This window comes from Georgenia deserti (assembly GCF_042680605.1).
GTDB lineage: Bacteria > Actinomycetota > Actinomycetes > Actinomycetales > Actinomycetaceae > Allobogoriella > Allobogoriella deserti.
The window spans coordinates 72,071-97,311 of the sequence record NZ_JBHUEE010000008.1 but is presented as its reverse complement, the minus strand read 5'-3'; the positions used below and the strand labels follow the sequence as shown (position 1 = coordinate 97,311).

The window sequence follows — 25,241 nt, the reverse complement described above, 5'->3', positions numbered from 1 at the left end:
CCTGCCCGATCACGGCTCGGAAGGCCCCGCTCGAGCGGGGCACACCCGGACAGAACGCGTGAGCCGGCGCGATCATTCCCGCCAGGCGCCCCAGAATCGGTCCCTCAGCTGAAACTCTCCACCGGTGGGCAGGCGCACACGAGGTTCCGGTCGCCGTACGCGCCGTCGATCCGGCGTACCGGCGGCCAGTACTTGCCGGTCTCGCCCCCAGCGGCCGGAAAGACAGCCTGGGCGCGCGTGTAGGGGTGGTCCCACTCCCCTGTCAGCGCGGCAGCCGTGTGCGGCGCGTTGACGAGCGGATTGTTCGCGGACGGCCACTCGCCCGCTCCCACGGCCGCCGCCTCGGCACGGATCGCGATCATCGCCTCGCAGAAGCGGTCCAGTTCCGCGAGGTCCTCGCTCTCCGTCGGCTCGACCATGAGCGTGCCCGCCACCGGGAAGCTCATCGTCGGCGCGTGGAACCCGTAGTCGACCAGCCGCTTGGCCACGTCGTCCACCGTGATACCGGTCTGCGCCTTGAGTGGACGCAGGTCGAGAATGCACTCGTGGGCGACGTGTCCCGTGGTGCCGCGGTAGAGCACCGGGTAGTGCTCGGCGAGACGAGTTGCGACGTAGTTCGCCGCCAGAACGGCGGCGTCGGTGGCCCGGCGGAGCCCGTCGGCCCCCATGAGGGCGATGTAGGCCCAGCTGATCGGCAGGATCGATGGCGAGCCGTACGCCGCCGCGCTCACGGCTCCCTCGGTGCGCCCACCCCGTTGATCCAGCGGGTGGCCCGGCAGGAACGGGATCAGGTGCTCGCGCGCCGCCAGTGGGCCGACACCGGGTCCACCACCGCCGTGCGGGATGCAGAACGTCTTGTGCAGGTTCAGGTGAGAGACGTCACCGCCGAAACGGCCGGGCCGGGCGTGTCCGAGCAACGCGTTGAGGTTCGCGCCGTCGATGTAGACCTGCCCGCCGGCCGCGTGCACCGCCTCGCAGACCTCGCGCACCTGGTGCTCGTAGACACCGTGCGTGGACGGGTAGGTGAGCATCATGCAGGCGAGGTGATCGGCGTGCTCGGCGATGCTCGCCCGAAGATCGGCCAGATCGACGTTGCCGTCCGGGTCGGTCCCGACGACGACCACGCGCATCCCCGCCAGGACGGCCGAGGCGGCGTTGGTCCCGTGGGCGGACGCGGGGATCAGGCAGACGTCACGGTCGCCCTCACCACGAGAGGCGTGGTACCCCGTGATCGCGAGCAGGCCGGAGAGCTCGCCCTGGCTCCCGGCGTTGGGTTGCAGGCTGACCGCGTCGTAGCCGGTGGCTGAAGCGAGCCAGGACTCGAGGTCGTCGATCAACTCCAGGTAGCCGGCGACGTCCGCCGCGGGGGCGAACGGATGGATGCGGGCGAACTCTGGCCAGGTGACGGCCGCCATCTCCACCGCCGCGTTGAGCTTCATCGTGCACGACCCGAGCGGGATCATGCCGCGGTCCAGGGCGTAGTCCTTGTCGGCGAGCCGGCGCAGGTAGCGCATCATCGCCGTCTCGCTGCGGTACGTGGAGAACACCTCGTGCGTGAGGTATGGCTCGGTGCGGACGAGCTCGGGCGGGATCGCGGATCCGGTGGCGGACCGGACCTGCGGTGCGTCGACGCCGAGTGCGCCGGCGACCGCCCGGGCAAGGTCGGCCAGGTCCTGCTCCGTCGTGGTCTCATCCACGCTGACCCGGACCCGGTCGGCGTCCTCGACCCAGACAGTGATGTTCTCCGCCAGCGCGGCGTCGCGCACCTCCTCGGCACGTCCCGGCACGTCGATCTCGAGGGTGTCGAAGTAATGCTCGTGCCGCGGATTCGCCCCGATCGCCCGCAACGCAACTGCGAGGCTGCGCGCCCGGGCGTGCACGGCCTGCGCGATCTCCCGGATGCCGTCCGGTCCGTGGTACACGGCGTACATGGAGGCCATGACGGCGAGCAGCACCTGAGCGGTGCAGATGTTCGAGGTGGCCTTCTCGCGTCGGATGTGCTGCTCCCGGGTCTGCAAGGCCAGGCGCAGTGCGGACCTGCCGTCCGCGTCCCGCGAGACGCCGACCAGGCGCCCGGGCAGTTGACGCTGCAGTCCGTTGCGCACGCTGAGATACCCGGCGTGCGGGCCGCCGAAGCCCATCGGGACGCCGAACCGCTGGGTGGTTCCGACGGCGATGTCGGCGCCCAGATTCCCCGGCGAGGCCACGAGAGCGGCGGCCAGGAGATCGGCGGCCATCACGACCTGTGCTCCGGCGTCGTGGGCGGCCGAGACCAGGCGCTCGATCGCGGCGCGTGGCGGGATCCGGCCCGAGGCGCCCGGGAGCTGGATCAGCACGCCGAAGGCGTCCTCGAACGTGTCCGGTCCGAACTCGTCATCGACGTCGAACGGCACCAGCTCGATACCGACTCCGGCGGCTCGCGTCTGAAGCACCGCACGGGTCTGGCGGAACAGGTCCCGGTCGACGAGGAAGCGTGTGGACGGCACTTTGGCTTTCGTTGCCCGCCGCGCGAGCAGCATGCCCTCGGCGGCCGCGGTGCCCTCGTCGAGCATCGAGGCGCCGGCGACGTCCAGTCCGGTCAGATCGATGACCATCGTCTGGAAGTTCAGCAGCGCCTCCAGGCGGCCCTGGGAGATCTCCGGCTGGTACGGGGTGTAGGCCGTGTACCAGGCCGGGTTCTCCAGGACGTTGCGCTGGATCACGGCGGGCGTGTACGTGTCGTAGTACCCCTGGCCGATCATCGACGTGCGCACCGTGTTCCGGCGCGCGAGCGCGTGCAGGCGCTCGAGGACCTCTTGCTCGGTACCGGGTTCGGGCAGGCCGGTCGGCAGCTCGTCGTCGCGGATGGACCGCGGCACGGCCTCGCGGACGAGTTGCTCGACCGAGGTGGCGCCCACGACCTGGAGCATGTGCTCCTGGTCGCCGCCGTCGGTGCCGATGTGCCGGGCGGCGAAGTCCTTCACGCGCCCTGCCCCTGGACGAACTCGCCGTAGGCCTCGGCGTCCATGAGTTCCTCGGGCACGACCCCCACCCGCATGGTGTAGAGCCAGCCCTCTTCGTACGGGTCCGAGCCCACCGTCTCTGGGGACTCATCCACGGCGTCGTTGACGGAGAGGACCTCACCGTCCGCGGGGGCGACGAGGTCCGAGACGGACTTTGTGGACTCGATCTCCCCGCATGTCTCGCCGGCGGTCAGCTCGGTGCCGACCTCCGGCAGGTCGACGTAGACGACGTCACCGAGCGCCTCGGCGGCGTAGGCCGTGATACCGACGCGAGCGGTGTCGCCGTCGATGGCGATCCACTCGTGGTCCGCGCTGTACTGACGGTCGTCGGGATAGCTGGTCATCGGTTGCTCCTCGTGCAGTGTGGGCGTGGTTCAACGGGGACGGCGGTAGAACGGCAGGTCGACGACGGTCATCGGTTGGCGGCGCCCGCGCACCTCGACCTGCAGGGATGTCCCGGTGGTGACGCGCGTGGCGTCGGCCAGGGCCATCGCGATCGGATGGCCGAGTGTGGGTGCGAGCACCCCGGAGGTGACGGTGCCGATCTGGCCGGTGTCATCGTGCAGGGTGCTGCCGGCACGGGCCGCGCGCCGACCCTCACCGACGAGCCCGACGAGCGCGATGCCGGTGGGGGCCTGACGGCGGGCAACCAAGGCGTCCCGGCCGACGAAGTCGTGGTCGAGGTCGACCAGGCGTCCCTGCCCGGCCTCGTCCGGGGTGATGTCGCGGCGCAACTCGTGGCCGTAGAGCGGCATCCCCGCCTCGAGGCGCAGGGTGTCGCGGCACGCGAGGCCGCAGGCCTGCAGGCCTTCCGATTCGCCCGCCACCGAGAGCGCCTGCCAGACTGCCGCGGCCGACGGCGCCGGTACCGAGATCTCGAAGCCCGTCTCGCCGGTGTATCCCGTGCGGGCTACCAGCGCCGGCACACCCGCCACCGTGCCGGACCGGGCCGTGTAATAGCGCAGTTCGTCCGGGCGGGCACCGTCCTCCAGCGTGGTGACGGCCGCGAGCACCCGCGGGGACGCGGGGCCTTGGACGGCGATGAGGGCGCGCGCCGTGGTGCGGTCCGCGACGTGCACCTGCTCTCCTGAGCGGGCGGTCAGTTCGTCGAGCACCACGGTCCGGTTGGCGGCGTTGGCGACGACGAGGTAATCGGTCTCGGCGAGCCGGTAGACGATGAGGTCGTCGAGGATCCCCCCGTCCTGCGCGACCATCATCGAGTAGCGCGCCCGACCGACCGGCATGGACGAGGGCCGGGTGACCAGGGCGTGATCGAGCCCGGCGGCGGCGCCCGGTCCGGAGATCTCGATCTGGCCCATGTGGGAGAGGTCGAACAGTCCGGCGCGTCGGCGGACAACGGCATGCTCGGCGAGGTCCGAGGTGTAGCGCAGCGGCATCTCCCAGCCGGCGAAGGACGTCATCGTGGCCCCGGCGCCGGTGTGAACGGCGTGGAGCGGGGTACGCAGGGTCTCCAGGTTCTCGTCGAGCATCTGGGGCTCCGTGGGTGTCGGGCCGGCGCGCCACGCCGCCGGCAGGTCTGCCATCGGTTCCCCCTCTGTCAGCCAGAGTGGCCTCATCGGCACGGTGCGGGTACCTGAGAGTTTGCCGGGGTGGTTGCTCCTACGGTGCGTCGCGTGGACGACTCTCCCGTGCCGACTGATGTCGGCCCCATGTGAAGTTGTGTGCCTGCGTGCGGCGCACCGCACGCTACCACCGGGCTGACTAGGCCGCCGCTGAGCGGGGCTTGACGGCGAGGACCGGGCACGGCGCGTCGAGGAGGATCTTCTGCGCGTTGCTGCCGAGGATCAGCTTGCCGACCGGCGAACGACGGCGGAGCCCGATGACAATGAGGTCGGCGTCGACCTCCTCCGCCGTCGTCACGAGGGAGTCCGCCACGTCGTCCGAGCGGCGCAACTGCCGGACGTCGTAGGCGATGTCGGCCTGGTCGAGCACGTCCCGCACGGCATCCGCCTCGGCGTCGAGGACGGCATGGTCGTCGCCGCCGGACTTGCGGGCGAGGACCACGACGAGGCGCGTGTCCCGCCGTCGTGCCTCCTCCACGGACGCGGTGAGTGCGGCCTCACCCTCGTTCGTGTTGACGTACCCGACGACAACGCTCATCACCGCTCCGTCCTGCCGAACGACCTGGACTGTGGGCCGGACGTTACCCGATGACGGCGTGCCCGGCCGGTCGGTCGGCCGGATGTGGCCGGTCATCGGTCACGACGGATGTGCGACCCACGGGGGCGGCACGCCGGATCCCACCGTCGCGGCGACGAGGTGAGCGAGGCGGTGCTCGGGATCCTCGGTCAGCGCCTGGCGTGCCACGACGTCCGCCCGCGCACCGTCGCCCGACCACCACGCCAGGTACGCCAGCAGGCCGAGCGCCGGTGCGGCCGCGCCGTGGGGAGCGTGCGCGGCCACGGTCTCGGCCATCCGGCACGCGAGGCGCAGCTTCTCGCGTGGGCGCCCGCCACGGTCGAGCGCGCGGCCGATCTCACGGGGATTGAGAAGATCCGCGGCACGGGCATCGGTGACGGCGGCCGCCACCGCAGCGTCACGAACGACCGTGTCCGCCAGGGCCACCGCGAGGCGTCCGAGGTCGGCAGGATCGGCAGCGGCAGGAGCACCGCACGTCCGGTCCCACAACTGGGTCGCGGCGCGGCGATACTCCCCCGGCCGCAGCCGTGCGCGGCGGGTCGACTCGTCCTCGGCGGCCCGGTCCGCCGCCGCGCGGTCCGGCCCGCCGACCGGAGTGACGGCGAGCTCCTCGCGTGCACCGAGTGCCACCTTTCCGGTCAGCACCATGCCGGCTGCGACGGCGGAGGTCTCCAGGACGTCGAGGGGTTCCCCGGAGGGGGCGCAACAGTCGCACGGCGCAAGGTGACCCCAGCCGTCCGTGGCGACCACCCACACGTCCGACGGCTCCACGCGCGGACCGCCGCCGGGCAGTGCGTCGTCGACGGTTGTCACGGCGGTCGGCAGATCGGGGTCGAGGCGAGCTGCGCCGAACGTCTCGGGCACGTAGCACACGAGCAGGACACGCTCGGCGTCCGGCCCGACCATGCGGGTCGTGGCTGCACCGGCCACGGCGTCGCCCGCGTCCGGGTCGATGAGGCCTTCGACGTCGAGCCGGGCGAGCGGGCCGAGGGTCTTGGTCCGGGCGCCCGGCGCGCGGCAGAGCGTCGTGAGGACGACGGAGTCCTCCGGTCGGAACCCGAGCTGATACGGCAGGGCGGCGAGCAGGTCCGCCGCCGTTCGGATCGGAGGCGGCGTGCAGTCGTCGGCGGGAATGGTGGTCAGCGAGTCGTCGGTGGTCATGGCTCCATGACGCCGAAGGCCCACCTCCTGCCGCACCCGCGCCGCGGGCGGCTGGGGACAGGCCGCGCCACGGGGGACGGCATGGTCGCAGGCAGGACCTGTGGACCGGGTGGCGACGGGCCTGCCGCGTCGTTCCCGGCGGCTATGCACGCCGTAGGGTCGGACCATGGTCCGCGTCCTCACCGACCTTGCCGATGCCGTCTCGAGACGAGTCGACGACGCGCTCACCGAGTGGACGGCCCCGTTCGAGCCGGTCGGTGACGCACTGCCGGACCTGCTTGCGCCGGCACGCGCCCTCCTCACCGGCGGCAAGCGGTTGCGGCCGAGACTGTGTGCAGCCGGCTGGCTCGCCGCCGGCGAGACCCTGCCCACGAGTGACTGTGTGATCCGTGCGGGTAGCGCCCTGGAACTGTTCCAGGCCGCCGCCCTCGTCCACGACGACGTCATGGACGGGTCCGCGACTCGCCGGGGCATGCCTGCTGCCCATCGCCGCTTCACGGCCGAGCACGAGGAACGCGCCTGGGCCGGGGATCCCGGTGCCTACGGGGTCGCGGGCGCGATCGTGCTCGGCGACCTGCTGCTGGCCGTGTCCGCGACCGAGATGGAGGCGGCGGCCACGAGCGCAGGCCCGCTCGCCGGGCGCGACGCCCACCGCGTCTACGACCGGATGACGGCCGAGGTCGCGGTCGGTCAGTATCTGGACGTACGCGCCCAGGCGCTGCCCTGGAGCGAGACCGAGGCCGGCCCCACCGGCGCGGTGGAACGCGCGATGCAGGTGGTCCGGCACAAGTCGGCGCGCTACTCCGTCGAGCATCCACTCGTGCTTGGTGCCGCACTCGCCGGCGCGGATGCGGAGCTGATGGGTGCGCTCCAGGCGGTCGGGCTGCCCCTCGGTGAGGCGTTCCAGCTCCGCGACGACGTCCTCGGCGTGTTCGGCGACCCCGAGGTGACCGGCAAACCGGCGGGCGACGATCTCCGTGAGGGGAAGCGGACCGTCCTGCTCGCCATGACCGTCGACCGTGCCGACCCCGAGGGACGCACCCTCATCCGCGAACGTGTCGGCGCCGAGGACCTCCACGAGCACGACGTGGCGCGTCTGCAGGAGCTCATGCGAGCCACCGGCGCGCTGGAAGCCCACGAGGAACTCATCGGCGAACGTTATGCGGCGGGCCTTCGCGCCCTCGACGCTGCCGACCTGCCAGACCCCGCGGTGCGGGCGCTGCGCGAGCTGGCGTCCGCGGTGGTGCGCCGCAGCGCCTGACGCCGAGGTGGCGGGGCCTCAGAACGCCGTCGTGCGCGCCACCCTGCGAACCGCGTGGGTGCGGCGCTGCCGAAGGGCCTCGATGGGTGTGGTGCCGAGTTCGTCGTCGGGCGTGTAGAGCCACCGGAACGACTCCTCGGCGTCGAAACCCGCATCGGCGAGCACCATGAGGGTGCCGCGCAGCGTCGGTAACGGCGCCGGGCCGTCCTGCTCGTCCGGACCGAGGAGGAGCTCCGCCGGGACGGACAACGCCGCGTTCGGGCCCTGCCGGACGGCGAGGAGTCGGTGCTCCCGGAACATCGACCGCACATCACGGTCGCGTACGCCGAGGAATGAGGCCGCCTCCGGCACGGAGAACCACCCTGCGGGCTCACGCGCCGTGGGTATGTCAGGGACACCACTCACACCGGGAGCTTAGGTCAGATTCCGTGCTACGGGTTGTCGACACGCCACAAGAGTCGCTACTGTCACACACGCTCCATAAGTCACAGCAACATCACGGTTCACACAGGTCACTGACCGCAGGTCGATGGAGGATCGATGAGCAAGGTCGAGAACAGCTCTCGGGCCGCTGCCCGCAATGCCGGCCGGGCCGGCCTCGGCCTCGCGGTCGTGGCGACCGCCGTCTCGGTGGCCGTGCCCGCCCACGCCCACGGCACGTTCGGCCAGGCGCCGACGTCCCCCACCGGCGACATCAGGCCCGTGACACCGTCCACCGCGGGCGCCACCGCCCTGGCGACGCAGCGCACCATCGCACCGGCGACCCCGTCGATGACCTACCGGGTCGTGGCCGGTGACACCGTCTCGCACATCGCGGCACGGACCGGCAGCTCGGTCAGTGCCATCGTCCGAGCGAACAACCTGGGACCGGACGCGCTCATCCGCGTCGGCCAGATGCTGCGGATCCCGTCCGCCGCCGGGTCGCCGCAGCGGTCGGGGGGTGACTCTGCCGCCGCCGACGAGTCGGGCGGTCAGACTCAGCGGGCGCCGCGCGGGACGTACACGGTTCGCGCCGGTGACACGCTCTCGCAGGTGGCGTCGCGGACCGGGACGAGCGTCGAGCGCCTCGTCCGACTCAACAGCCTGGACTCGCCGGATCTCATCTACGTCGGTCAGCGGCTGCGCGTCTCCGGTGAGTCCTCCGGCTCGTCCACGCCGTCCGCCCCCGGCTCGACAAGCGTGCCCTCCTCACCGGCCTCGAGCACGGCGCCCTCCTCGAACTCCGGCGGGCGTACCCACACCGTCCGCGCTGGAGAGACGGTCTCCGGCCTGGCGCAGCGCTACGGCACCTCGGTGCGCACCATCGTCCAGGCGAACAACCTCGGTGCGAATGCGTTGATCTACGTCGGCCAGCGCCTCGTCGTCTCGGGCTCGGCAGGTTCCGACGACGGCGCACCGAGCCGGTCGTCGAACTCCTCGAACTCCTCGGACTCCTCGAGTCCGGTCAGCTACACCGTCGCGGCTGGGGACACCGTCTCGGGCATCGCCGCCCGGTTCGGCGTCTCTGTGCAGACCGTCGTGGCCGCCAACGACCTCGGGTCCGCGGCGCAGATCTACGTGGGCCAGCGCCTGACGGTGCCCACCTCGACGAACCTCGTCGGCGACAGCTTCGCGGGCCGCACCTACCCGCAGGAGACCGTCGCATCGGCGAACGCGAACAAGTCCGCCCTCCTGTCGATGAACCTCCCCTCGCGCAGCGCGATGCAGTCGATGGTCGTCCAGGTCGCCCGCCAGATGGGTGTCGACCCCGCTCTCGCCCAGGCCCACGCCTACCAGGAGTCCGGGTTCAACCACGCCTCGGTCTCGCCGGCGAACGCGATCGGCACCATGCAGGTCATCCCCTCCTCCGGTGAGTGGGCCTCGGACCTCGTGGGCCGCGAGCTCAACCTCCTCGACCCGTACGACAACGTCGTCGCAGGGGTGGCGATCATCCGGGCGCTGCAGAGCAGCGCGAACTCCCTCGACGAGGGCATCGCGGGTTATTACCAGGGCCTGAGCTCCGTGCGCAGCAACGGCATGTTCTCGGACACCCGGAGCTACGTCGACGCCATCCGCTCGCACATGAACCGGTTCTGACCGGTCCAAGACCGAGCCCGACACGGCACGCCGCACCGGGAGATCTGCGCCGGGACGGATACGCTCGCCGGGTGGACACGACGACCCTCGACCCCATGATCGGCCGGTTGGTCGACGAGCGGTACGAGGTGACGTCGCGCATCGCGCGGGGCGGGATGGCCACGGTCTACCGGGCGACGGATCGCCGCCTGGACCGGACCGTGGCCGTGAAGGTCATGCATCCGCACCTGGCCGAGAGCCCCGATTTCGTCGCGCGGTTCCGCCGTGAGGCGCGCGCCGCTGCCCGGCTGACCCACCCCGGTGTCGTCGCCGTCCACGACCAGGGGGCGGCCGGCGAGGCCAGCTACCTCGCGATGGAGTACGTCGAGGGGCCGAACCTGCGGGCCGTGCTGCGTAGCCGCGGCGCCCTCCCGCTCGGTGAAGCCCTGACTCTCACCGAACAGATCCTCGACGCCCTGGCCAGTGCGCACCGAGCGGGCCTGGTGCACCGCGACGTCAAACCGGAGAACGTGCTCCTCACCGCGGACGGGCGGGCAAAGGTGGCCGATTTCGGGCTCGCGCGCGCCGTCACCGAGGCGACGGCGGCCACCACCGGGACCGTGCTCGGCACGGTTGCGTACCTCGCGCCGGAGGTGGTGACCGACGGCACCGCCGACCCCCGTACGGACGTATACGCCGTAGGGATCCTGCTGTACGAACTGATCACCGGGCACCAGCCGTTCACCGGCGAGGCCCCCATCCAGGTCGCGTTCCAGCATGTCAACGGCCGCATCCCGCCGCCCTCCGAGCAGGTGGACTGGCTGCCGGCCGAGCTCGACGAGCTGGTGCTGGCGCTGGCCGCTCGGGAGCTCGCCGACCGTCCCGACGACGCGGCCGCAGCGCTGGCCCTCGTCCGGCGCTGCCACGACGCGCTCGACGACGCCATGCTGGCGCGTGCCGCCGAGGTGCCCGCCGGCAGGGGCGGCGGACCGGAGGGACCGCGCACCGATGAGGGGACCGGCGGGCCGGTTGCCTCCGCCGCCTCGCGCGGGTCCGATCCCGATAGCACGACGGCGCTGCGCCGGACCGGCGCGGACGAGGCGGCCGGCACCGGGCACGGCACGGTCGCGCTCCCGATCGGGGCGATCCCTCCCCCGTCCCAGCAGGAGGCCGCACCGGTCCGGCGCCGCCGGCGCGCGTGGCCACGTGTGCTCGCCGTCCTTCTCGTCCTGGGCCTGATCGCAGGCGCCGGAGTGACGTGGTGGTTCCAGGTCGGCCCCGGCGCGACCGTTCCGGCGCCGGATGTGGTGGGGATGCAGGAGGCCGACGCGGTCGCCGAGGTCAGGCAGGCGGGCCTCGAGGCGCGGGTGACGCGGGACCATCACGACGACGTGCCGGCCGGCGTCGTCATCTCGACCGAGCCGGGGCCGGGCGCCGAGGTGCACCAGGACGGTTCGATCACCGTCGTGGTGTCCGAAGGGGTTCTCATGCTCGACGTCCCGGACGTCTCAGGCCGCACACTCGACGAGGCGACGGCTGCCATCGAGGACACCGGGCTGACGGTGGGCGAGACCTCCGAGGAGTACCACGACAGCGTGCCGGAGGGTGCTGTCGTGGGGACGTCGCCGCAGGCGGGCGAGACAGTGCGGCATGACCGGCCCGTGGACGTCGTCGTCTCGGCGGGCCGGGAGCCGGTGGAGGTCCCGGACATCACGGGCAGGACCCGCGAGGACGCCGTGGCGGCGCTGGAAGAGGCCGGACTGACGGTGGGCCAGGAGTCCCAGGAGCATCACGAGGAGGTCCCGGAAGGGTCGGTCATCTCGGTCTCACCGGGCCCTGGAGAGCAGCTCTATCGCGGTGACGCCGTCGACGTCGTCGTCTCCCTCGGACCTGAGCTGCACGAGGTTCCGAGCGTTGTCGGTCAGCAGGTCGGGCAGGCGCGACAGACGCTCGAGGACGCCGGATTCACCGTCGAGGTCGATGAGATCCTCGGGGGCTACTTCGGCACTGTACGATCCCAGGATCCAGAGCCGGGCGCCATGGTGCCGCAGGACACCGTCATCACCCTCACCGTCGTCTGACCTGGCCGGGCCCGGACCGAGCGCGGCCGGCCGGCTATTCATTCCTGGTGGGCGTAGCGTTCCGCACGCCACGCGTCGCCACGCAGGTGGTAGCCACGTTCCTCCCAGAACCCCCGCACGACGCCGGTGAGGTAGTCCCAGCCCCGCACCCACTTCGGGCCCTTCCAGGTGTACAGGTGCGGGAGGATCAACCGCATCGGCCCGCCCCGTTCGTCGCTGAGGGGCTCGCCGTCGTGATGGGTGGCGAGCACGGCGCGCGGGGAGGTCAGGTCCTCGAGCCGGATGGTCGTGGCGTACCCGTACTCCGCAACGACCAGTACGTGCTCGACGTCCGGACGCGGGGGCACGCTGCGGACGACGTCGCGTGCCGCTACTCCTGACCAGCGCTGGTCCACAGAGGTCCATCCGGTGGCACAGTGCATGTCGGCGACCACCTCGAGCGGCGGGAAGGCGAGCACCTCATCCATCGTCAGCGCGCGCGCCTCGCCGTCCGCGGTGGCCCCGCCGACCGTCAGGCGCCAACGCTCCGGTCGGCGCCGCGGGACCGGGCCGTAGTGCATGACCGGTGCGGTGGCGACCAGGCGCTGGCCGGGCGGGATGAACCGGTCCGCAGGTAGCCGTGGCGGCACCGTGACGCCGGCGCCCATCGCATCCTGCCTGTCGTCCTGCCCCATCACCGCCCGGCTCTCAGTGGTCGCGCAGCATCTCGGCGACGTCGAAGGCCATCTCGAGGGACTGCTGGTGGTTCAGGCGCGGATCCACCAACGTTTCGTACCGGCGGGCCAGAGCCTCCTCGTCCACGTGCTCACTTCCACCGAGCACCTCGGTGACATCGTCACCGGTGAGCTCGACGTGCAGTCCACCCGGGACCGTGCCGACGCCGTGGTGCACCTCGAAGAATCCGTGCACCTCGTCGATCACGGTGCTGAACTCACGGGTCTTGTACCCGGACGGCGACGTGATGGTGTTGCCGTGCATCGGGTCGCACACCCACGTGACGTTGCGGCCTTCGGCCCGCACGCGTTCGGCCAGGGCGGGCAGCACCTCACGGATCCGACCGGCGCCCATTCGGGTGATGAAGGTCAGCCGGCCCCGTTCGTTCTCCGGGTTGAGCGCGTCCGCCAGCGCCAGCGCGTCGTCCGCAGTGGTCGTCGGGCCGAGCTTGACGCCGATCGGGTTGTGCACCCGGGAGAGCAGGTCGACGTGCGGACCGTCGAGCTGCCGCGTCCGCTCCCCGATCCACAGGAAATGGGCTGAGGTGTTGTACGGATGTCCGGAGCGCGAGTCGATCCGCGTCATCGCCGCCTCGTAGTCGAGCAGCAACGCCTCGTGCGAGGTGTACATGTCGACGGTGCGCAGGGCGTCGAAATCGACGCCTGCGGCACGCATGAACCGCATCGCGCGGTCGATCTCGTTCGCCAGCACCTCGTAGCGCGCATAGGCGGGATTGGCGGTGAAACCGCGGTTCCACTGGTGCACCTCGCGCAGGTCGGCGAACCCGCCGTAGGTGAAGGCGCGGATGAGGTTGATGATCGTCGCGGACCGGTGGTACGCCTCGAGCAGGCGCTGCGGGTCCGGCGTCCGCGACTGCTCCGTGAAGGCGTGCCCGTTGACCGCGTCGCCCCGGTAGACCGGCAGGGTCACTCCCTCCCGGGTCTCGGTGTCTGCGCTGCGGGGCTTGGCGAACTGCCCGGCCATCCGCCCCATCTTGATCACGGGCAGCGAGGCGCCGTAGGTCAGGACGGCGGACATCTGGAGGATCGTGCGGATCTTGTTCCGGATGCGGTCCGCGGTCGATTCGGCGAACGTCTCGGCGCAGTCGCCGCCCTGGAGCAGGAACGCCTCGCCCTCGGCAGCCATGGCGAGCTTGGCCCGCAGACTGTCCGCCTCGCCGGCGAACACCAGCGGCGGGTATCCCTGAAGCTCCTCCGTGACGCGTGCCAGTTCCTCGGGGTCGGGCCAGGTCGGCTGCTGCCGCGCCGGAAGCGTTCGCCAGTGCCGTAACCCGTCCAGGACCTCCGGGGGTGCCTCGATACTCACGTGCGCAGGATAGGCGTCAGTGGGCCGCCGCCGGGGCGGCGCTCACGGACTGGCCGATGGCGCCCATCATGTCGGTGAACCAGGGCTGGGTGATGTCGAAGGCCTTGCCGCCGGCGATACGGGGGAACGGCACCGCCTTGAGTCGGTCGCTGTCCTCCTCATCGTGACCGATGACACCCGAGGTCGACTCCAGCGCGCACTGCACGGCGAGGTCGGTCATCGACTTGATGAGGCGGAGATCCTCCGCGTTCGCCCGGGAGGACCGCGAGAAGTAGCCCGACTTCTGGACCATGACCTTCTCCGCCCCGAGCTTCTCCGCGAACTGCTTCGCGAACCATGCACCAGGGTTGATGGTGTCGAGCTTGACGTGGCCGAACGGGTCGCGCTGGACCTCTTCGCCCTTGGCCTCGAGCTCGGCGACGATCTCGGGCACGCCGGCACCTTCGGAGAGGAAGATGTTGACGTTCCCCAGGCTGTCCATCACCCCGCGCAACCGGTCGGCCTCGCCGGCGATGTCCAGCGCCATCTCGGGGACGAAGACCGCGTGGACGTCCCAGCGCTCGCGGCTGAGCCCGAGGCTGGGCACCCATTCCTGCGTGTCCAGCCAGGCGCGGTAACGGTGCGCGGCCGCCGCGGTGAGCCACCCGCAGTGCCGGCCCATGACCTCGTGCACGATGAGCATCCGCGGGCTGACCCGGTGCTCGCCGATGATGTTCTGCGCGAACTCGCTCGCCTCCTCGGCGGCCGTCCAGGCGCCGAGGGACTGACGGATCGGGACCACGTCGTTGTCGATCGTCTTGGGCAGGCCGACCACGGTCAGGTGGTAGCCGTTGTCCTCGAGGTAGGCGGCCAGGTCGGCCGCGGTGGTATTCGTGTCGTCGCCGCCGATGGTGTGCAGCACGTCCACGCCGTCGGCGCGCAGCTGCTCGGCCGCCACGGCGAGGGGGTTCTCTCCCTCACGGACGAGGCCGCGGCGCACCAGGTCCTCGGCGTTCGTCAGCTTCACCCGAGAGTTGCCGATGGGGCTGCCGCCGAAGCGGTGCAGGACGCCCGCGCCACGGCGGGCATCATCGTCGATGGTGATCTTCGTGCCGGTGAGCAGGCCGTGGTAGCCGTGTTCGTAGGCGATGAGCTCGATCTCCGGCGCGATCTCCGTGTAGCGCTCGATAAGCCCGCCGACGGCGGAGGACAGGCAAGGGGCGAAGCCGCCCGCGGTGAGGAGGGCGACGCGACGGACCGACATCGGCGACCTTTCGTAGTGTCTCGGGGAAGCTGGACCGGCATTCATCCTAGGTCCATCTCACGCGGGGTCGACGCGGGTGGCCCTTGCCGCCGTAGAGTTGCCGTATGGCCGGACCTTCCCGCGACGGCGACACCGAACCGGGGCCGCTCGACGACGCCACGGTGGCGCAGCGATGGGCGGAGCTGACCGCAGACCTCGGTGACCTCCAGGTCCCGGACGGTCTGCGCGAGGACGCCGAGACGGCCCGTGGCGACGGCGGGTCTGCGGGCACGGACGAGAACCCGCAGACCGACGTCCCGCAGAGGCGCCCGGACCGAGACGGTGCGCTCGATCCGGGCGCATTCGCGCCCTCGCGTGACCTGTTCGCCGAGCGTGCCCTGGGCCCGCGCGACTACGTCGAGCCGGAGGACCCCGACGGCGACCGGTTCGTGCCACCCGACCCGGAGCCGATCGGCGGAGCCGACCCGGTTCTCACGCTGGGATGGGTCGCGACCGCCGGATCGTTGCTCGCCGCCCTGGTGCTGGTCGTGCTCGCCTCTCCCCCACGCTGGCTGCTTCTGGCCCTCGGTGCGGCGCTGCTGTGCGGGATCGGGCTGCTGCTGTGGCGGATGCCCGCCGGTCGCGACGAGGACGATCACGACGACGGCGCTGTCGTCTAACGGCGGGCGAGATCGGCGGCGCCGATGATGCCCGCCTCGTTCCCCATCTCGGCCACCTCGATTCGCAGCTCACCCCGAAAGCCGCGGGCGGTCAGGTGCCGCCGGAAGGCCTGGCGCGCCGGCTCCATGAGGAGGTCGCCGGCGTCGACGACGCCACCACCGACGACCGCCAGTTCGGGATCGACCACGGCGACCAGGTCGGCGATCCCTTTCCCGAGCCACCCGCCGAGCTCGGCGAACAACTCCTTGGCGAGCGGATCGCCCGCCTGGGCCGCCGCGGTCACGTGCCGTCCTTCGATCGCCTGGTCCGGTCCGCCGGCGGCCTCGACGAGTGCGCCGATACGGTCGGGCTGGGCCACCGCAGCCGCCCGGGCCGCCCTGGTCAGCGCCCGGCCGGAGGCGTACATCTCCCAGCATCCTTCCTGACCGCAACCGCAGTAGTGACCGTTGGGCACCATCTCCATGTGCCCGAACTCCCCGGCGGCACCGAAAGCGCCACGTAGCAGGCGCCCGTCGTGGATGACGGCGCCACCCAGCCCGGTACCGACGGTGAGCATCACCATGCTCGAGATCGCCTCGCCCGCACCGAACCGGAACTCCGCCCAACCCGCCGCGTTCGCGTCGTTCTCGACGACGATCGGCAGGTCGATGCCGGTCGCGAGACGGTCCCGCAGCGGATAGTCCCGCCAGGAGATGTTCGGCGCGAAGACCATCGCGTCGCGCAGCGGGCTCACGTAGCCGGCGGCGGCGACGCCGACGGCGCCGATCTCGTGCCGTTCCCGCAGCTCGGTCACGGCGGCGGTGACGGCGGCCTCGATCGCTGCCGGGTCGGTCGGATCGGTAGGGTGTTGGGTGTGTTCGAGCAGGCTCCCGTCCTCCTCGACGACTCCTGCAGCGATCTTGGTCCCACCGATGTCCACGCCTACGGTCAGCATGCTCGCATTGTGCCCGGAATCCGCCGCGGACCACGTGTCCGTCCGCCGCATCGACCCGCCCGTGGCCCTGGGTGACGGATACTGTCAGTCAAGCACCCGCCACCGGGGCGACGCCCCGCACTGCCGACGGAGCCAGCGATGAACGAGTTCAGCACGCCACGAGGGATCGACGTCGACCCCTCCCGCAGCATCACCGACTACCTCGTCGACCATGCCCGTCAGCGGCCGGAGGCGCCGTTGTACGAGGAGAAGGTCGGTGATACGTGGGTGCCGCACAGCGCGGCGGCCACGCTGGAGCGGGTCACCCGGATCGCCAAGGGCCTCGTCGCCGCAGGAGTCGGCCCCGGCGAGAAGGTCGCCATCATGTCGCGGACGCGGTTCGAGTGGACGCTCGTCGACCTCGCCGCGTGGCTGGCCGGTGCCGTGCCGGTGCCGGTGTACGAGACGTCCTCACCCGAGCAGGCGCACTGGATCCTGTCCGACTCCGACTGCACAGTCGCCGTCGTCGAGCACGCCGACAACGCGGCCACCATCGAGCAGGCCCGCACGCTCTCCGGCGGGCTGTCGAATCTCGGACGGGTGTGGCAGATCGACGACGGCGGTCTGGATACGTTGGCCGAGCTCGGCAGCGACGTGCCGGACGCCGAGATCGCCGAGCGCAGTGCGGGCGTGGGCCTGGACTCCCTCGCGACGATCATCTACACCTCCGGCACCACGGGCCGACCCAAGGGTGTGGAGCTCACGCACGGCAACTTCGTGCTGCTCTCGCTCGAGGCGATGAACGACCTGTCGGTCATCTTCCGCGAGGAGGGCGCGCGCTCGTTGCTGTTCATCCCGCTGGCGCACGTCTTCGCACGGTTCGTCGAGGTCGTGGTGCTACTGGCCGGCAAGCCCCTCGGGCACACGCCGGACGTCAAGCAGGCCGTCGCGGACCTGGCGACCTTCCGTCCTACCTTCATCCTGTCCGTGCCGCGCGTGTGGGAGAAGGTCTACAACGGTGTCGAGCAGCGCACCGGCGGTGGATTGAAGACGAAGATCTTCCGGTGGTCCGCGGCGTCGTCGATCGCGTACTCGCGCGCGCTGGACACACCGTCGGGTCCGTCCGCCGTGCTGCGGGCGCGGCACAAGATCGCCGATCGCCTCGTCCTCAGCAAGATCCGCGACGCACTCGGGGGCCGGGCCCGCTACGCGATCTCCGGCGGCGCTCCGCTCGGCGAACGGCTGGGGCACTTCTACCGCGGCGTCGGCTTGGTGGTGCTGGAGGGCTACGGCCTGACCGAGACGACCGCACCGACCAACGTCAACCGACCGGACAAGATCAAGATCGGAACCGTGGGACCGCCGCTGCCGGGCACGTCCATCCGTATCGCCGACGACGGGGAGATCCTCGCCAAGGGTATTCCCGTGTTCCGGGCCTACCACAACAACCCGGAGGCGACGGCCGAGGCACTCGAGGACGGCTGGTTCCATACCGGCGACCTCGGGTCGATGGACGAGGACGGTTACCTGCGCATCACCGGCCGCAAGAAGGAGATCATCGTCACGGCCGGTGGCAAGAACGTCGCACCGGCGCCGCTGGAGGACCAGATCCGGGCGCACCCGATCGTCTCGCAGTGCGTCGTGGTGGGAGATCAACGCCCGTTCATCGGCGCGCTCATCACGCTGGATCCGGAGATGCTGCCGGGCTGGCTCGCGAATCACGGCCGGGAGGAGCTCTCGGTCACCGACGCAGCGCAAGACCCCATGGTGCGTGAACACCTCCAGGCGGCCGTGGAGCGGGCCAACGGCGCGGTCTCGCGGGCCGAGCAGATCAAGGAGTTCACCGTCCTCGACACGGACTTCACGGTCGAGAACGGCTACCTCACGCCGTCGATGAAGGTGAAGCGCCAGCTCGTTCTCGCTGACTTCGCCGGGGTCGTGGACGACTTCTACGCCGGTGCCGCTGCGGCACGCGCGGCACGACCGCGCGACCACGCCTGAGCCCGGACGTCACCGTCCGGAGGCGGTCGGTCGGGCTTCGACACCCCTTTCCGGCAACATGATCGTGTCGGGCGGGGCGGTGTGGGTGGTCGCGCCTACGGTCGCGGCCATGGCCTCGTCCCTGCTCGAAACCGCCCCGGGTGGCCGGCTCTCGCTCGACGACCGCACGCGGACCGCCTCCGGGCACGGCCGTCCCGTCCAGCTCGGCCTCGACGAGGTCGGCACACCGTTGCACGAGGTCACGTTCGTGGTGGTTGACCTCGAGACGACCGGTGGTTCACCCACCGACGCCGAGATCACGGAGGTCGGCGCCGTCAAGGTCCGCGGGGGCGAGGTGCTGGGCGAGTTCCAGACGCTGGTGAACCCGGGCACGGCGATTCCCCCGACCGTCACGGTCCTGACCGGCATCACGAACGCCATGGTCGTGGCCGCTCCGCGGATCAGCGAGGTCCTCCCCTCCTTCCTCGAGTTCGCCGGCCTGGCCGGAGCCGATCCCGGTGCACCGGGGACGGTGGTCGTCGCCCACAACGCGGGGTTCGATATCGGCTTCCTCCGGCAGGCCACCGAGCGGATGGATCTCGTCTGGCCACGTCCCCAGGTGTTGGACACGGTGGCGATGGCGCGCCGGTTGGTGACCAGGGACGAGGCCCCCAATCATCGTCTCGGCACGCTCGCCCAGCTCTTCCATGCCAAAGTGACCCCTGACCACCGCGCTCTGACGGACGCCCGCGCGACGGTCGACGTGCTGCACGGCCTCCTCGCCCGCGCTGCGCCCCTCGGGGTCACGCACCTCGAGGACCTGCGGACCGCCACGGACCCCGTCCCGCCGCGGCGCCGTCGGAAATCGGCCATGGCCGACGGGCTGCCTGGCGGGCCGGGCGTGTACCAGTTCCTCGGCCCGGGGCGTGAGGTGCTCTACGTCGGCACGGCGTCGAACCTGCGGCGGCGGGTGCGCCAGTACTTCACTGCCGGGGAGAAGCGCCGGCGTATCGGGGAGATGCTCGACATCGCTGTCGGGGTGCGGCCGGTGCCGTGCGCGACGGTGCTCGAGGCGCAGGTGCGGGAACTGCGGCTCATCGCGGAGCTCGACCCGCCGTACAACCGGCGGTCCCGCAGACCAGAGCGACGGCCGTGGCTGCGGCTGACCGATGAGCCCTTCCCGCGGCTCAGCGTGGTTCGCCGGGTGGGCTCGGCGGAGATGGCCGAGGTCCTCGGACCGTTCGGGAGTCGCCGGGCCGCCATGTCGGCCCTCGAGGCGCTGCAGGAGGTGGCCCCGGTCCGCCGGTGCACCTCCCGGCTCCCCCAGGCACCTCGCGCCGGAGCCAGCGCCTGTGCGCTCGCCGAGATGAACCGATGCGGCGCACCGTGCGTGGGCGGTCAGACCGTCGAGCTCTATCGCGGCGCGGTCCGGCCGGTCCGGGAGGCACTTCGGGCCCAGGTCGACGGCGCAGCGGCGCGGTTGCACGAGAAGATCGCCGAGCTGGCACGCCAGCAGCGGTACGAGGAGGCAGCGATCCAGCGGGACCGCCTGGCGGCACTGCTGCAGGGCGCACGGCGCGCCGAACGGCTGCGCCCGCTCGTCGCGACGCCGGAGATTCTCGCGGCGCGCCGTAAGGAGTCGGGAGGGTGGGAGTTCGTCCTGGCCAGGTTCGGCCGACTCGCCGGGACGGCCGTCTCGCGTGCGGGCGAGGATCCGATGCCGGTGGTCGGCGCACTGCGGGCCGGGGGCGAGGTGGTGCGGGCTCCGGAGGCTGCCTGCGGCGCGGCTCCCGTGGAGGAGACGGAGCTGATCGCCTCCTGGCTCGAGCAGCCGGGGGTCCGCCTCGTGGCCGTCGAGGAGGGACCGGTTCCGCTCGCGTGTCCGGTACGTGGCGCCGCGCGGCACCGCGTGCCCACCGCCGGATGAGCCGGCAGTGCGTCATGATGGCCGCATGTTGACTGCCATCGTCCTCATCGACGCCGACGTCGCCCGCATCCCGGAGGTCGCCCAGGAGGTCGCGGACCTCCCGGGCATCAGTGAGGTGTACTCGGTTACCGGCGACATCGATCTGGTGGCCATCGCTCGCGTGCGCCAGCACGACGACCTGGCCGATGTGGTCTCCGACAAGCTCGGCAAGGTGCCCGGCGTGCTGCGGACCCAGACGTACATCGCTTTCCAGGCCTACTCGCAGCACGACTTGGAGCAGGCCTTCCACATCGGGCTGGAGGACTGACGAAGGCGCAGCGAGGGTGGGCGTGAGGAACGAGCGTCCCGCCCGCAGCGCAGCTGAGGAAGTCCGACCACCAACCCGGGACTGACGAAGGCGCAGCGAGGGTGGGCGTGAGGAACGAGCGTCCCGCCCGCAGCGCAGCTAGCCGCGGGTAGCCTGCACCCAGCGATCGAGCACGCCGGCGGCTGCACCAGAGTCCACGGCACGAGCGGCGTGCTCGAGCGCGGCGCGCAATCGTGTCAGCAGATCTCCACTGTCCGGTCCAGTACCGGGGAGACGGCCGTGGGCGACGAGGGCCGCGGCCGCGTTGAGCAGCACCGCCTCTCGCACCGGGCCGCGCTCGCCGGCCAGGAGCCGGCGAGCGACGTCGGCGTTGTGTCCGGCGTCGTGCCCCCGCAGGTCGCCCACCGTCGCCGGAGCCAGGCCGAGCTCGGCGACGGCGTCGATCGTGTGTTCGTGGATCTGCCCGTCCCGGACCTCCCAGACGCCGTTCACCGCCGTGGCAGAGAGTTCGTCCAGGCCGTTGCGGCCCCGGAAGACGAGCGCGCTGGCGCCTCGGGCGGCGAGCACGCCGGCGACCAGAGGCGCGGCGGAGGCGCGCGCTACGCCGATGGCGCCAGCCCTCGTGCGGGCCGGGTTGGTGAGGGGACCGAGGATGTTGAACACGGTCGCCACCGCGAGCTCCCGGCGGGTCGGTCCGGCGAACCGCATCGACGGGTGGAACACGGTGGCGAAGCAGAACGTGATGCCGACCTCGCGGTAGACCCGGGCGACGCCGTCGACGGGCAGGTTGAGATCGACGCCGAGCGCCTCCAGCACGTCGGCGCTGCCCGACGAGGAACTTGACGCACGGTTGCCGTGCTTGACCACGCCGACGCCGGCACCCGCGACGACGAGCGAGGCCATCGTCGAGATGTTCACCGTGTGCAACCGGTCCCCCCCGGTGCCGACGACGTCGACGGCGTCGGAGCCGTCGACGTCCACGGGGACGGAGTGGGTCAGCATCGCATCGGCCAGACCGCGGACCTCCGCGACAGTCTCCCCCTTCGTGGCGAGCCCGACGAGGAACCCGGCCAGAACCTCCGGCGTGGTGCGGTCGGTCATCACCTGGTCCATCGCCCATGCCGTCTCGTCGGCGGACAGGTCCTCGCGGGCGATGACGCGCGACAGGAGGTCCGGCCACGACCGCTCGGCCCCTGCGGTCATCGCGACGCGCCCGCATGCTGCTGCAGCAGGCCTGCGACGGCCTCCTGGAGCGCGATCGGATCGTAGGGTGCCGGCACGATCGCGTCGGCGTCCGCCCATGTCGCCAACCACCGGTCCTCGGCCCGAGCGGTGAGGATGATGGCGTGCGGGCAGTCGTAGATCTCGCTCTTGAGCTCCCGTGCCAACGCCATCCCGCCGGCCTTCGCCGTCTCGCCGTCGAGGACCAGCAGCGCGAAGTCCCCGTTGCGAACCTTGGTGAATGCTCCGTCGCGGGTGGCGGCCTCGGTCCACCGCACGGCCGGCAGGCCCTTGCCGGGACGCCGCCCCACCGAGTCGATGACAGCCCGGCGGGTGTCCACGTCGTCGCTGTAGATCAGCAGATCGACGGTCTCCTCGTCGGCTGCGGGGGCGCTGGTCATCCTTGTCCTCCTGCGCGGATCGGCGTGCGGACGAGCCGCCTGAGCGCGGCCCGCGCCTCATGTTAATGCCCGGCTACAGGTGGTCCCCGTCACACCTGGCCGGGCCGCGTCGGTCACCGACGACGCACGAGCGCGCCCGAGCCGCGCGATCATGCGATCCATGCGAGCGAGCCGTGGGCCGGCCGGGCGACGCGCAGCGTGTTCGAACTGGCCAGGAGGGGCTCTGACTAGGCCATAATGACCAGGTGTCGTCAACAACCGCCGCCGCGTCCACCGGGTCCGTGCATGTCAAGCGACCCAATGTCCTGTCGGTCGGCGTCATCATCTGGCTCTCCAGCGAGCTGATGTTCTTCGCGGGGCTGTTCGCCATGTATTTCACGCACCGGTCGGTGGCCGGCGCGGAGGCATGGGGCGAGGCCTCGAGCGTGTTGAACTTCCCGTTCGCGCTGGGCAACACCACCATCCTGGTGTTGAGTTCGGTGACCTGCCAGATGGGCGTCTTCGCCGCAGAGCGCTTCCAGGCGAACCGGACCGGTTCGCTTCTCGATGTGCGCAAGTGGGGCATGATCGAGTGGTACACGCTCACCTTTGTCATGGGGGCGATCTTCGTCGCCGGTCAGGTGACCGAGTACACCGAGCTCATCGAGCACGGCATGCGGATCTCGACCTCGAGCTACGGCTCGGTCTTCTACATCACGACTGGCTTCCACGCCCTCCACGTGATCGGCGGCCTCGTTGCCTTCCTGTACGTCTTGGCCAGCTCCTTCGCCGCCAAGCGTTTCGGTCACCTCGAGGCCGGCCGCGCCGTTGTCACGTCGTACTACTGGCATTTCGTCGACGTGGTATGGATCGGCCTGTTCTTCGTGATCTACGTGCTCGACTACGCCCTCGTGCATCTGTAGACCACACCTCCCCCGCCCCTTGCCCGCCGCCCCCGACACCCGAGGACGTCACATCGTGAAGGCACTTGCCGCAAGCAGGAGGAGCCGGTTCGCGCCGGCGCTGTTGGTCCTGCTCGCCCTGATTCTCACCGGCGCCATGTACGCCGCCTTCGCCCCCCAGCCGGCCGAGGCCGCAGCGGGTGACGCCACCGAGGATGTCGAAGCCGGCCAGGAGCTGTTCCGCACGAACTGCGCCACCTGCCACGGGCTCAACGGGGAAGGAACCGACGTCGCCCCCTCGCTAATCGGTGTCGGCGCCGCCTCGGTGGACTTCCAGATGGCGACCGGCCGGATGCCGATGCGGAACAACTCCCCGCAGGCCGAGGCCGGCCCCCCGCAGTTCGATCCGGAGCAGATCTCCCAGGTCGCGGCCTACGTGGCCTCGCTCGGTCCCGGACCGGCCATCCCGAGTGAGGAGATGGTCGACCCGGCCACGGGCGACCCCGCCAACGGACTGGCGCTGTTCCGCACCAACTGCGCGATGTGCCACAACGCCGTTGGCGCCGGCGGCGCGCTGAGTGAGGGGAAGCACGCCCCTGCCCTCTGGGACTCGACTCCCACGGAGATCTACGAGGCCATGCTCACCGGCCCACAGTCGATGCCGGTGTTCAACGAGGCCAACATCTCGCCCGAGGGCAAGCGGGACGTCATCGCCTACCTCATGGAGGTGCGCGAGCCCACGCCGGGTGGCGTCAGCCTCGGCTCCCTCGGTCCGGTGTCCGAGGGCCTGTGGGTCTGGATCATCGGTATCGGCGGTCTCATCGGCGCCGCCATCTGGATCGGAGCGAAGTCCTCGTGAGCACCGAGCAGCACGTCGCTCCTGCGGAGGCGCAGGAGCCAGAGCTCTTCGAGAACCCCGGCACGGAAGAGCACCGCGAGCGACTGGGAGATGTCGACCCCAGGTACGCCAAGGCCAATGAACGGCTGATCGCGCTCATCCTCGCGGTCAGCGCGCTCGCCTCGATCGGGTCGATCGTCGCCTACGTCGCGCTCCCGCTCGAGGATCTGTGGAGCGTGCGCAACTCGACGCTCTTCCTCGGACTCGGCCTCGGCATCGGCATGCTCGGCATCGGCGTCGCCGCCATCCACTGGGCCAAGACACTGATGTCCAACGTCGAGTACGTCGAGGAGCGCCACCCGCAACGTTCCGACGACGAGACCCGCGCCGTCGCCGCCGACATGATGAAGCACGGCGTCGAGGACTCCGGCATCGGTCGGCGTCCGCTGCTCAAGGGCGCGGCGCTCGGGGCCGTGGCACTCGCCCCGCTGCCGTACGTCGTCCCGCTGGTGGCGAACCTCGGCGGGGACTGGAACGTCGGCGCCTTCCGGCACACGCTCTGGGGGGAGACGCCGGAGGAGTACTCCGGTCGACTGCCGGACGGCTCGCTCGGGCGTCGCCTGGCACGTGACCCCGAGGACACGCCGATCCGCGCGACGGACGTGACCAACGGTTCGGTCTTCCACGTCATCCCGCACGGCCTGAACGAGCACGAGCACTTCTACGAGGAGAAGGCCAAGGCCGTCGTCCTCATGGTGCGGCTCGACCCGGACCTGCTCCACGAACCCGAGGAGAAGGCCGACTGGTCCTACAACGGGATCGTCGCCTACTCCAAGATCTGCACCCACGTCGGGTGCCCCGTCGCGCTGTACGAGCAGCAGACCCACCACCTGCTCTGCCCGTGCCACCAGTCGACGTTCGACATGACCGATCAGGCCAAGGTGGTCTTCGGGCCCGCGAAGCGTCCACTGCCGCAGCTGCCGATCGCGGTCGACGACGAGGGATACCTCGTCGCCCGCGCCGACTTCGACGAGCCGATCGGCCCGAGCTACTGGGAGCGTCTGCAGTGACCGTGTCCTCCTCCACCCCGACGGCACGTCCGTCCGGCGA

General features: G+C 71.1%; 22 protein-coding genes and 1 riboswitch. Of the genes, 10 read left to right on the top strand and 12 right to left on the bottom strand.

Annotated elements, in window-relative coordinates; genetic code table 11:
- Positions 1 to 104 precede the first annotated feature (104 nt).
- The 5 genes from gcvP to ACFSE6_RS14745 all read right to left on the bottom strand — a co-directional run bounded on the left by gcvP (position 105) and on the right by ACFSE6_RS14745 (position 6,323).
- Entirely contained in the window at positions 105 to 2,963 is a 2,859-nt protein-coding gene (gcvP, locus tag ACFSE6_RS14765) for an aminomethyl-transferring glycine dehydrogenase (protein WP_388008722.1), read from the bottom strand.
- Positions 2,960 to 3,346, bottom strand: coding sequence for a glycine cleavage system protein GcvH (gene gcvH, locus ACFSE6_RS14760; RefSeq protein WP_388008719.1), 387 nt, complete (start codon positions 3,344 to 3,346; stop codon positions 2,960 to 2,962). Before gcvH ends, gcvP begins: the two co-directional genes overlap by 4 nt.
- Positions 3,347 to 3,376: 30 nt before the next feature.
- The gene (gene gcvT / locus ACFSE6_RS14755; RefSeq protein ID WP_465254165.1) at positions 3,377 to 4,492 is read right to left on the bottom strand and encodes a glycine cleavage system aminomethyltransferase GcvT; all 1,116 of its coding nucleotides are present in this window, start codon (positions 4,490 to 4,492) and stop codon (positions 3,377 to 3,379) included.
- Positions 4,493 to 4,574: 82 nt separating this feature from the next.
- A riboswitch (glycine riboswitch) is annotated at positions 4,575 to 4,662 on the bottom strand.
- Positions 4,663 to 4,724: 62 nt separating this feature from the next.
- A complete protein-coding gene (locus ACFSE6_RS14750) occupies positions 4,725 to 5,123 on the bottom strand; it encodes a universal stress protein (RefSeq protein ID WP_388008713.1) in 399 nt (132 codons plus the stop codon).
- 99 nt (positions 5,124 to 5,222) lie between these two features.
- Positions 5,223 to 6,323 carry a DUF4192 domain-containing protein gene (locus ACFSE6_RS14745; protein ID WP_388008710.1) on the bottom strand — a complete coding sequence of 367 codons (1,101 nt, stop codon included), beginning with the start codon at positions 6,321 to 6,323 and terminating at the stop codon, positions 5,223 to 5,225.
- 166 nt (positions 6,324 to 6,489) lie between these two features.
- Between ACFSE6_RS14745 and ACFSE6_RS14740 the strand changes: the two genes are divergently transcribed.
- Entirely contained in the window at positions 6,490 to 7,584 is a 1,095-nt protein-coding gene (locus tag ACFSE6_RS14740) for a polyprenyl synthetase family protein (RefSeq protein WP_388008707.1), read from the top strand.
- Positions 7,585 to 7,602: 18 nt separating this feature from the next.
- Here the strand turns inward: ACFSE6_RS14740 and ACFSE6_RS14735 are convergent, their stop codons facing one another.
- Positions 7,603 to 7,989, bottom strand: coding sequence for an Rv2175c family DNA-binding protein (locus tag ACFSE6_RS14735; protein WP_388008704.1), 387 nt, complete (start codon positions 7,987 to 7,989; stop codon positions 7,603 to 7,605).
- 135 nt (positions 7,990 to 8,124) lie between these two features.
- Between ACFSE6_RS14735 and ACFSE6_RS14730 the strand changes: the two genes are divergently transcribed.
- Entirely contained in the window at positions 8,125 to 9,660 is a 1,536-nt protein-coding gene (locus ACFSE6_RS14730; protein ID WP_388008701.1) for a LysM peptidoglycan-binding domain-containing protein, read from the top strand.
- 71 nt (positions 9,661 to 9,731) lie between these two features.
- Positions 9,732 to 11,720, top strand: coding sequence for a Stk1 family PASTA domain-containing Ser/Thr kinase (pknB, locus tag ACFSE6_RS14725; protein WP_388008698.1), 1,989 nt, complete (start codon positions 9,732 to 9,734; stop codon positions 11,718 to 11,720).
- 38 nt (positions 11,721 to 11,758) lie between these two features.
- On the opposite strand, the gene ACFSE6_RS14720 is transcribed toward pknB, so the two are convergent.
- The 3 genes from ACFSE6_RS14720 to ACFSE6_RS14710 are packed head-to-tail and all read right to left on the bottom strand — an operon-like array spanning position 11,759 to position 15,003.
- A complete protein-coding gene (locus tag ACFSE6_RS14720; RefSeq protein ID WP_388008695.1) occupies positions 11,759 to 12,367 on the bottom strand; it encodes a molybdopterin-dependent oxidoreductase in 609 nt (202 codons plus the stop codon).
- A 40-nt stretch (positions 12,368 to 12,407) separates the two neighbouring features.
- The gene (locus ACFSE6_RS14715; RefSeq protein WP_388008692.1) at positions 12,408 to 13,760 is read right to left on the bottom strand and encodes a class II 3-deoxy-7-phosphoheptulonate synthase; all 1,353 of its coding nucleotides are present in this window, start codon (positions 13,758 to 13,760) and stop codon (positions 12,408 to 12,410) included.
- 16 nt (positions 13,761 to 13,776) lie between these two features.
- Positions 13,777 to 15,003 (bottom strand): pyrophosphate--fructose-6-phosphate 1-phosphotransferase, encoded by a 1,227-nt coding sequence (locus ACFSE6_RS14710; RefSeq protein ID WP_388008689.1) that lies wholly within the window; start codon positions 15,001 to 15,003, stop codon positions 13,777 to 13,779.
- A gap of 104 nt (positions 15,004 to 15,107) precedes the next feature.
- Between ACFSE6_RS14710 and ACFSE6_RS14705 the strand changes: the two genes are divergently transcribed.
- Positions 15,108 to 15,662 carry a hypothetical protein gene (locus ACFSE6_RS14705; RefSeq protein ID WP_388008686.1) on the top strand — a complete coding sequence of 185 codons (555 nt, stop codon included), beginning with the start codon at positions 15,108 to 15,110 and terminating at the stop codon, positions 15,660 to 15,662.
- Here ACFSE6_RS14705 and ACFSE6_RS14700 read toward each other — a convergent pair.
- Positions 15,659 to 16,597 carry an ROK family glucokinase gene (locus ACFSE6_RS14700; protein WP_388008683.1) on the bottom strand — a complete coding sequence of 313 codons (939 nt, stop codon included), beginning with the start codon at positions 16,595 to 16,597 and terminating at the stop codon, positions 15,659 to 15,661. The genes ACFSE6_RS14705 and ACFSE6_RS14700 overlap by 4 nt on opposite strands.
- 138 nt (positions 16,598 to 16,735) lie before the next feature.
- Between ACFSE6_RS14700 and ACFSE6_RS14695 the strand changes: the two genes are divergently transcribed.
- The 3 genes from ACFSE6_RS14695 to ACFSE6_RS14685 all read left to right on the top strand — a co-directional run bounded on the left by ACFSE6_RS14695 (position 16,736) and on the right by ACFSE6_RS14685 (position 20,790).
- Positions 16,736 to 18,577 carry an AMP-dependent synthetase/ligase gene (locus tag ACFSE6_RS14695; RefSeq protein WP_388008680.1) on the top strand — a complete coding sequence of 614 codons (1,842 nt, stop codon included), beginning with the start codon at positions 16,736 to 16,738 and terminating at the stop codon, positions 18,575 to 18,577.
- A 109-nt stretch (positions 18,578 to 18,686) separates the two neighbouring features.
- Positions 18,687 to 20,483, top strand: coding sequence for a DEDD exonuclease domain-containing protein (locus tag ACFSE6_RS14690; protein ID WP_388008677.1), 1,797 nt, complete (start codon positions 18,687 to 18,689; stop codon positions 20,481 to 20,483).
- Between the two features lie 25 nt (positions 20,484 to 20,508).
- Positions 20,509 to 20,790 carry an Lrp/AsnC family transcriptional regulator gene (locus tag ACFSE6_RS14685; RefSeq protein ID WP_388008674.1) on the top strand — a complete coding sequence of 94 codons (282 nt, stop codon included), beginning with the start codon at positions 20,509 to 20,511 and terminating at the stop codon, positions 20,788 to 20,790.
- 138 nt (positions 20,791 to 20,928) lie between these two features.
- Here the strand turns inward: ACFSE6_RS14685 and trpD are convergent, their stop codons facing one another.
- Entirely contained in the window at positions 20,929 to 21,993 is a 1,065-nt protein-coding gene (gene trpD / locus ACFSE6_RS14680) for an anthranilate phosphoribosyltransferase (protein ID WP_388008671.1), read from the bottom strand.
- On the bottom strand, positions 21,990 to 22,412 hold the full coding sequence (locus ACFSE6_RS14675) for a hypothetical protein (protein ID WP_388008668.1): 423 nt from the start codon (positions 22,410 to 22,412) through the stop codon (positions 21,990 to 21,992). Before ACFSE6_RS14675 ends, trpD begins: the two co-directional genes overlap by 4 nt.
- Before the next feature lie 245 nt (positions 22,413 to 22,657).
- On the opposite strand from ACFSE6_RS14675, the gene ctaE reads away from it, so the two are divergent.
- Genes ctaE through qcrA form a run of 3 tightly spaced genes read left to right on the top strand, consistent with a single transcriptional unit; the run spans position 22,658 to position 25,201 of the window.
- Entirely contained in the window at positions 22,658 to 23,314 is a 657-nt protein-coding gene (gene ctaE, locus ACFSE6_RS14670) for an aa3-type cytochrome oxidase subunit III (protein ID WP_388008665.1), read from the top strand.
- A 55-nt stretch (positions 23,315 to 23,369) separates the two neighbouring features.
- Positions 23,370 to 24,152, top strand: coding sequence for a cytochrome bc1 complex diheme cytochrome c subunit (qcrC, locus tag ACFSE6_RS14665; protein ID WP_388008662.1), 783 nt, complete (start codon positions 23,370 to 23,372; stop codon positions 24,150 to 24,152).
- Positions 24,149 to 25,201 carry a cytochrome bc1 complex Rieske iron-sulfur subunit gene (qcrA, locus tag ACFSE6_RS14660; protein ID WP_388008659.1) on the top strand — a complete coding sequence of 351 codons (1,053 nt, stop codon included), beginning with the start codon at positions 24,149 to 24,151 and terminating at the stop codon, positions 25,199 to 25,201. Before qcrC ends, qcrA begins: the two co-directional genes overlap by 4 nt.
- Positions 25,202 to 25,241: the final 40 nt, after the last annotated feature.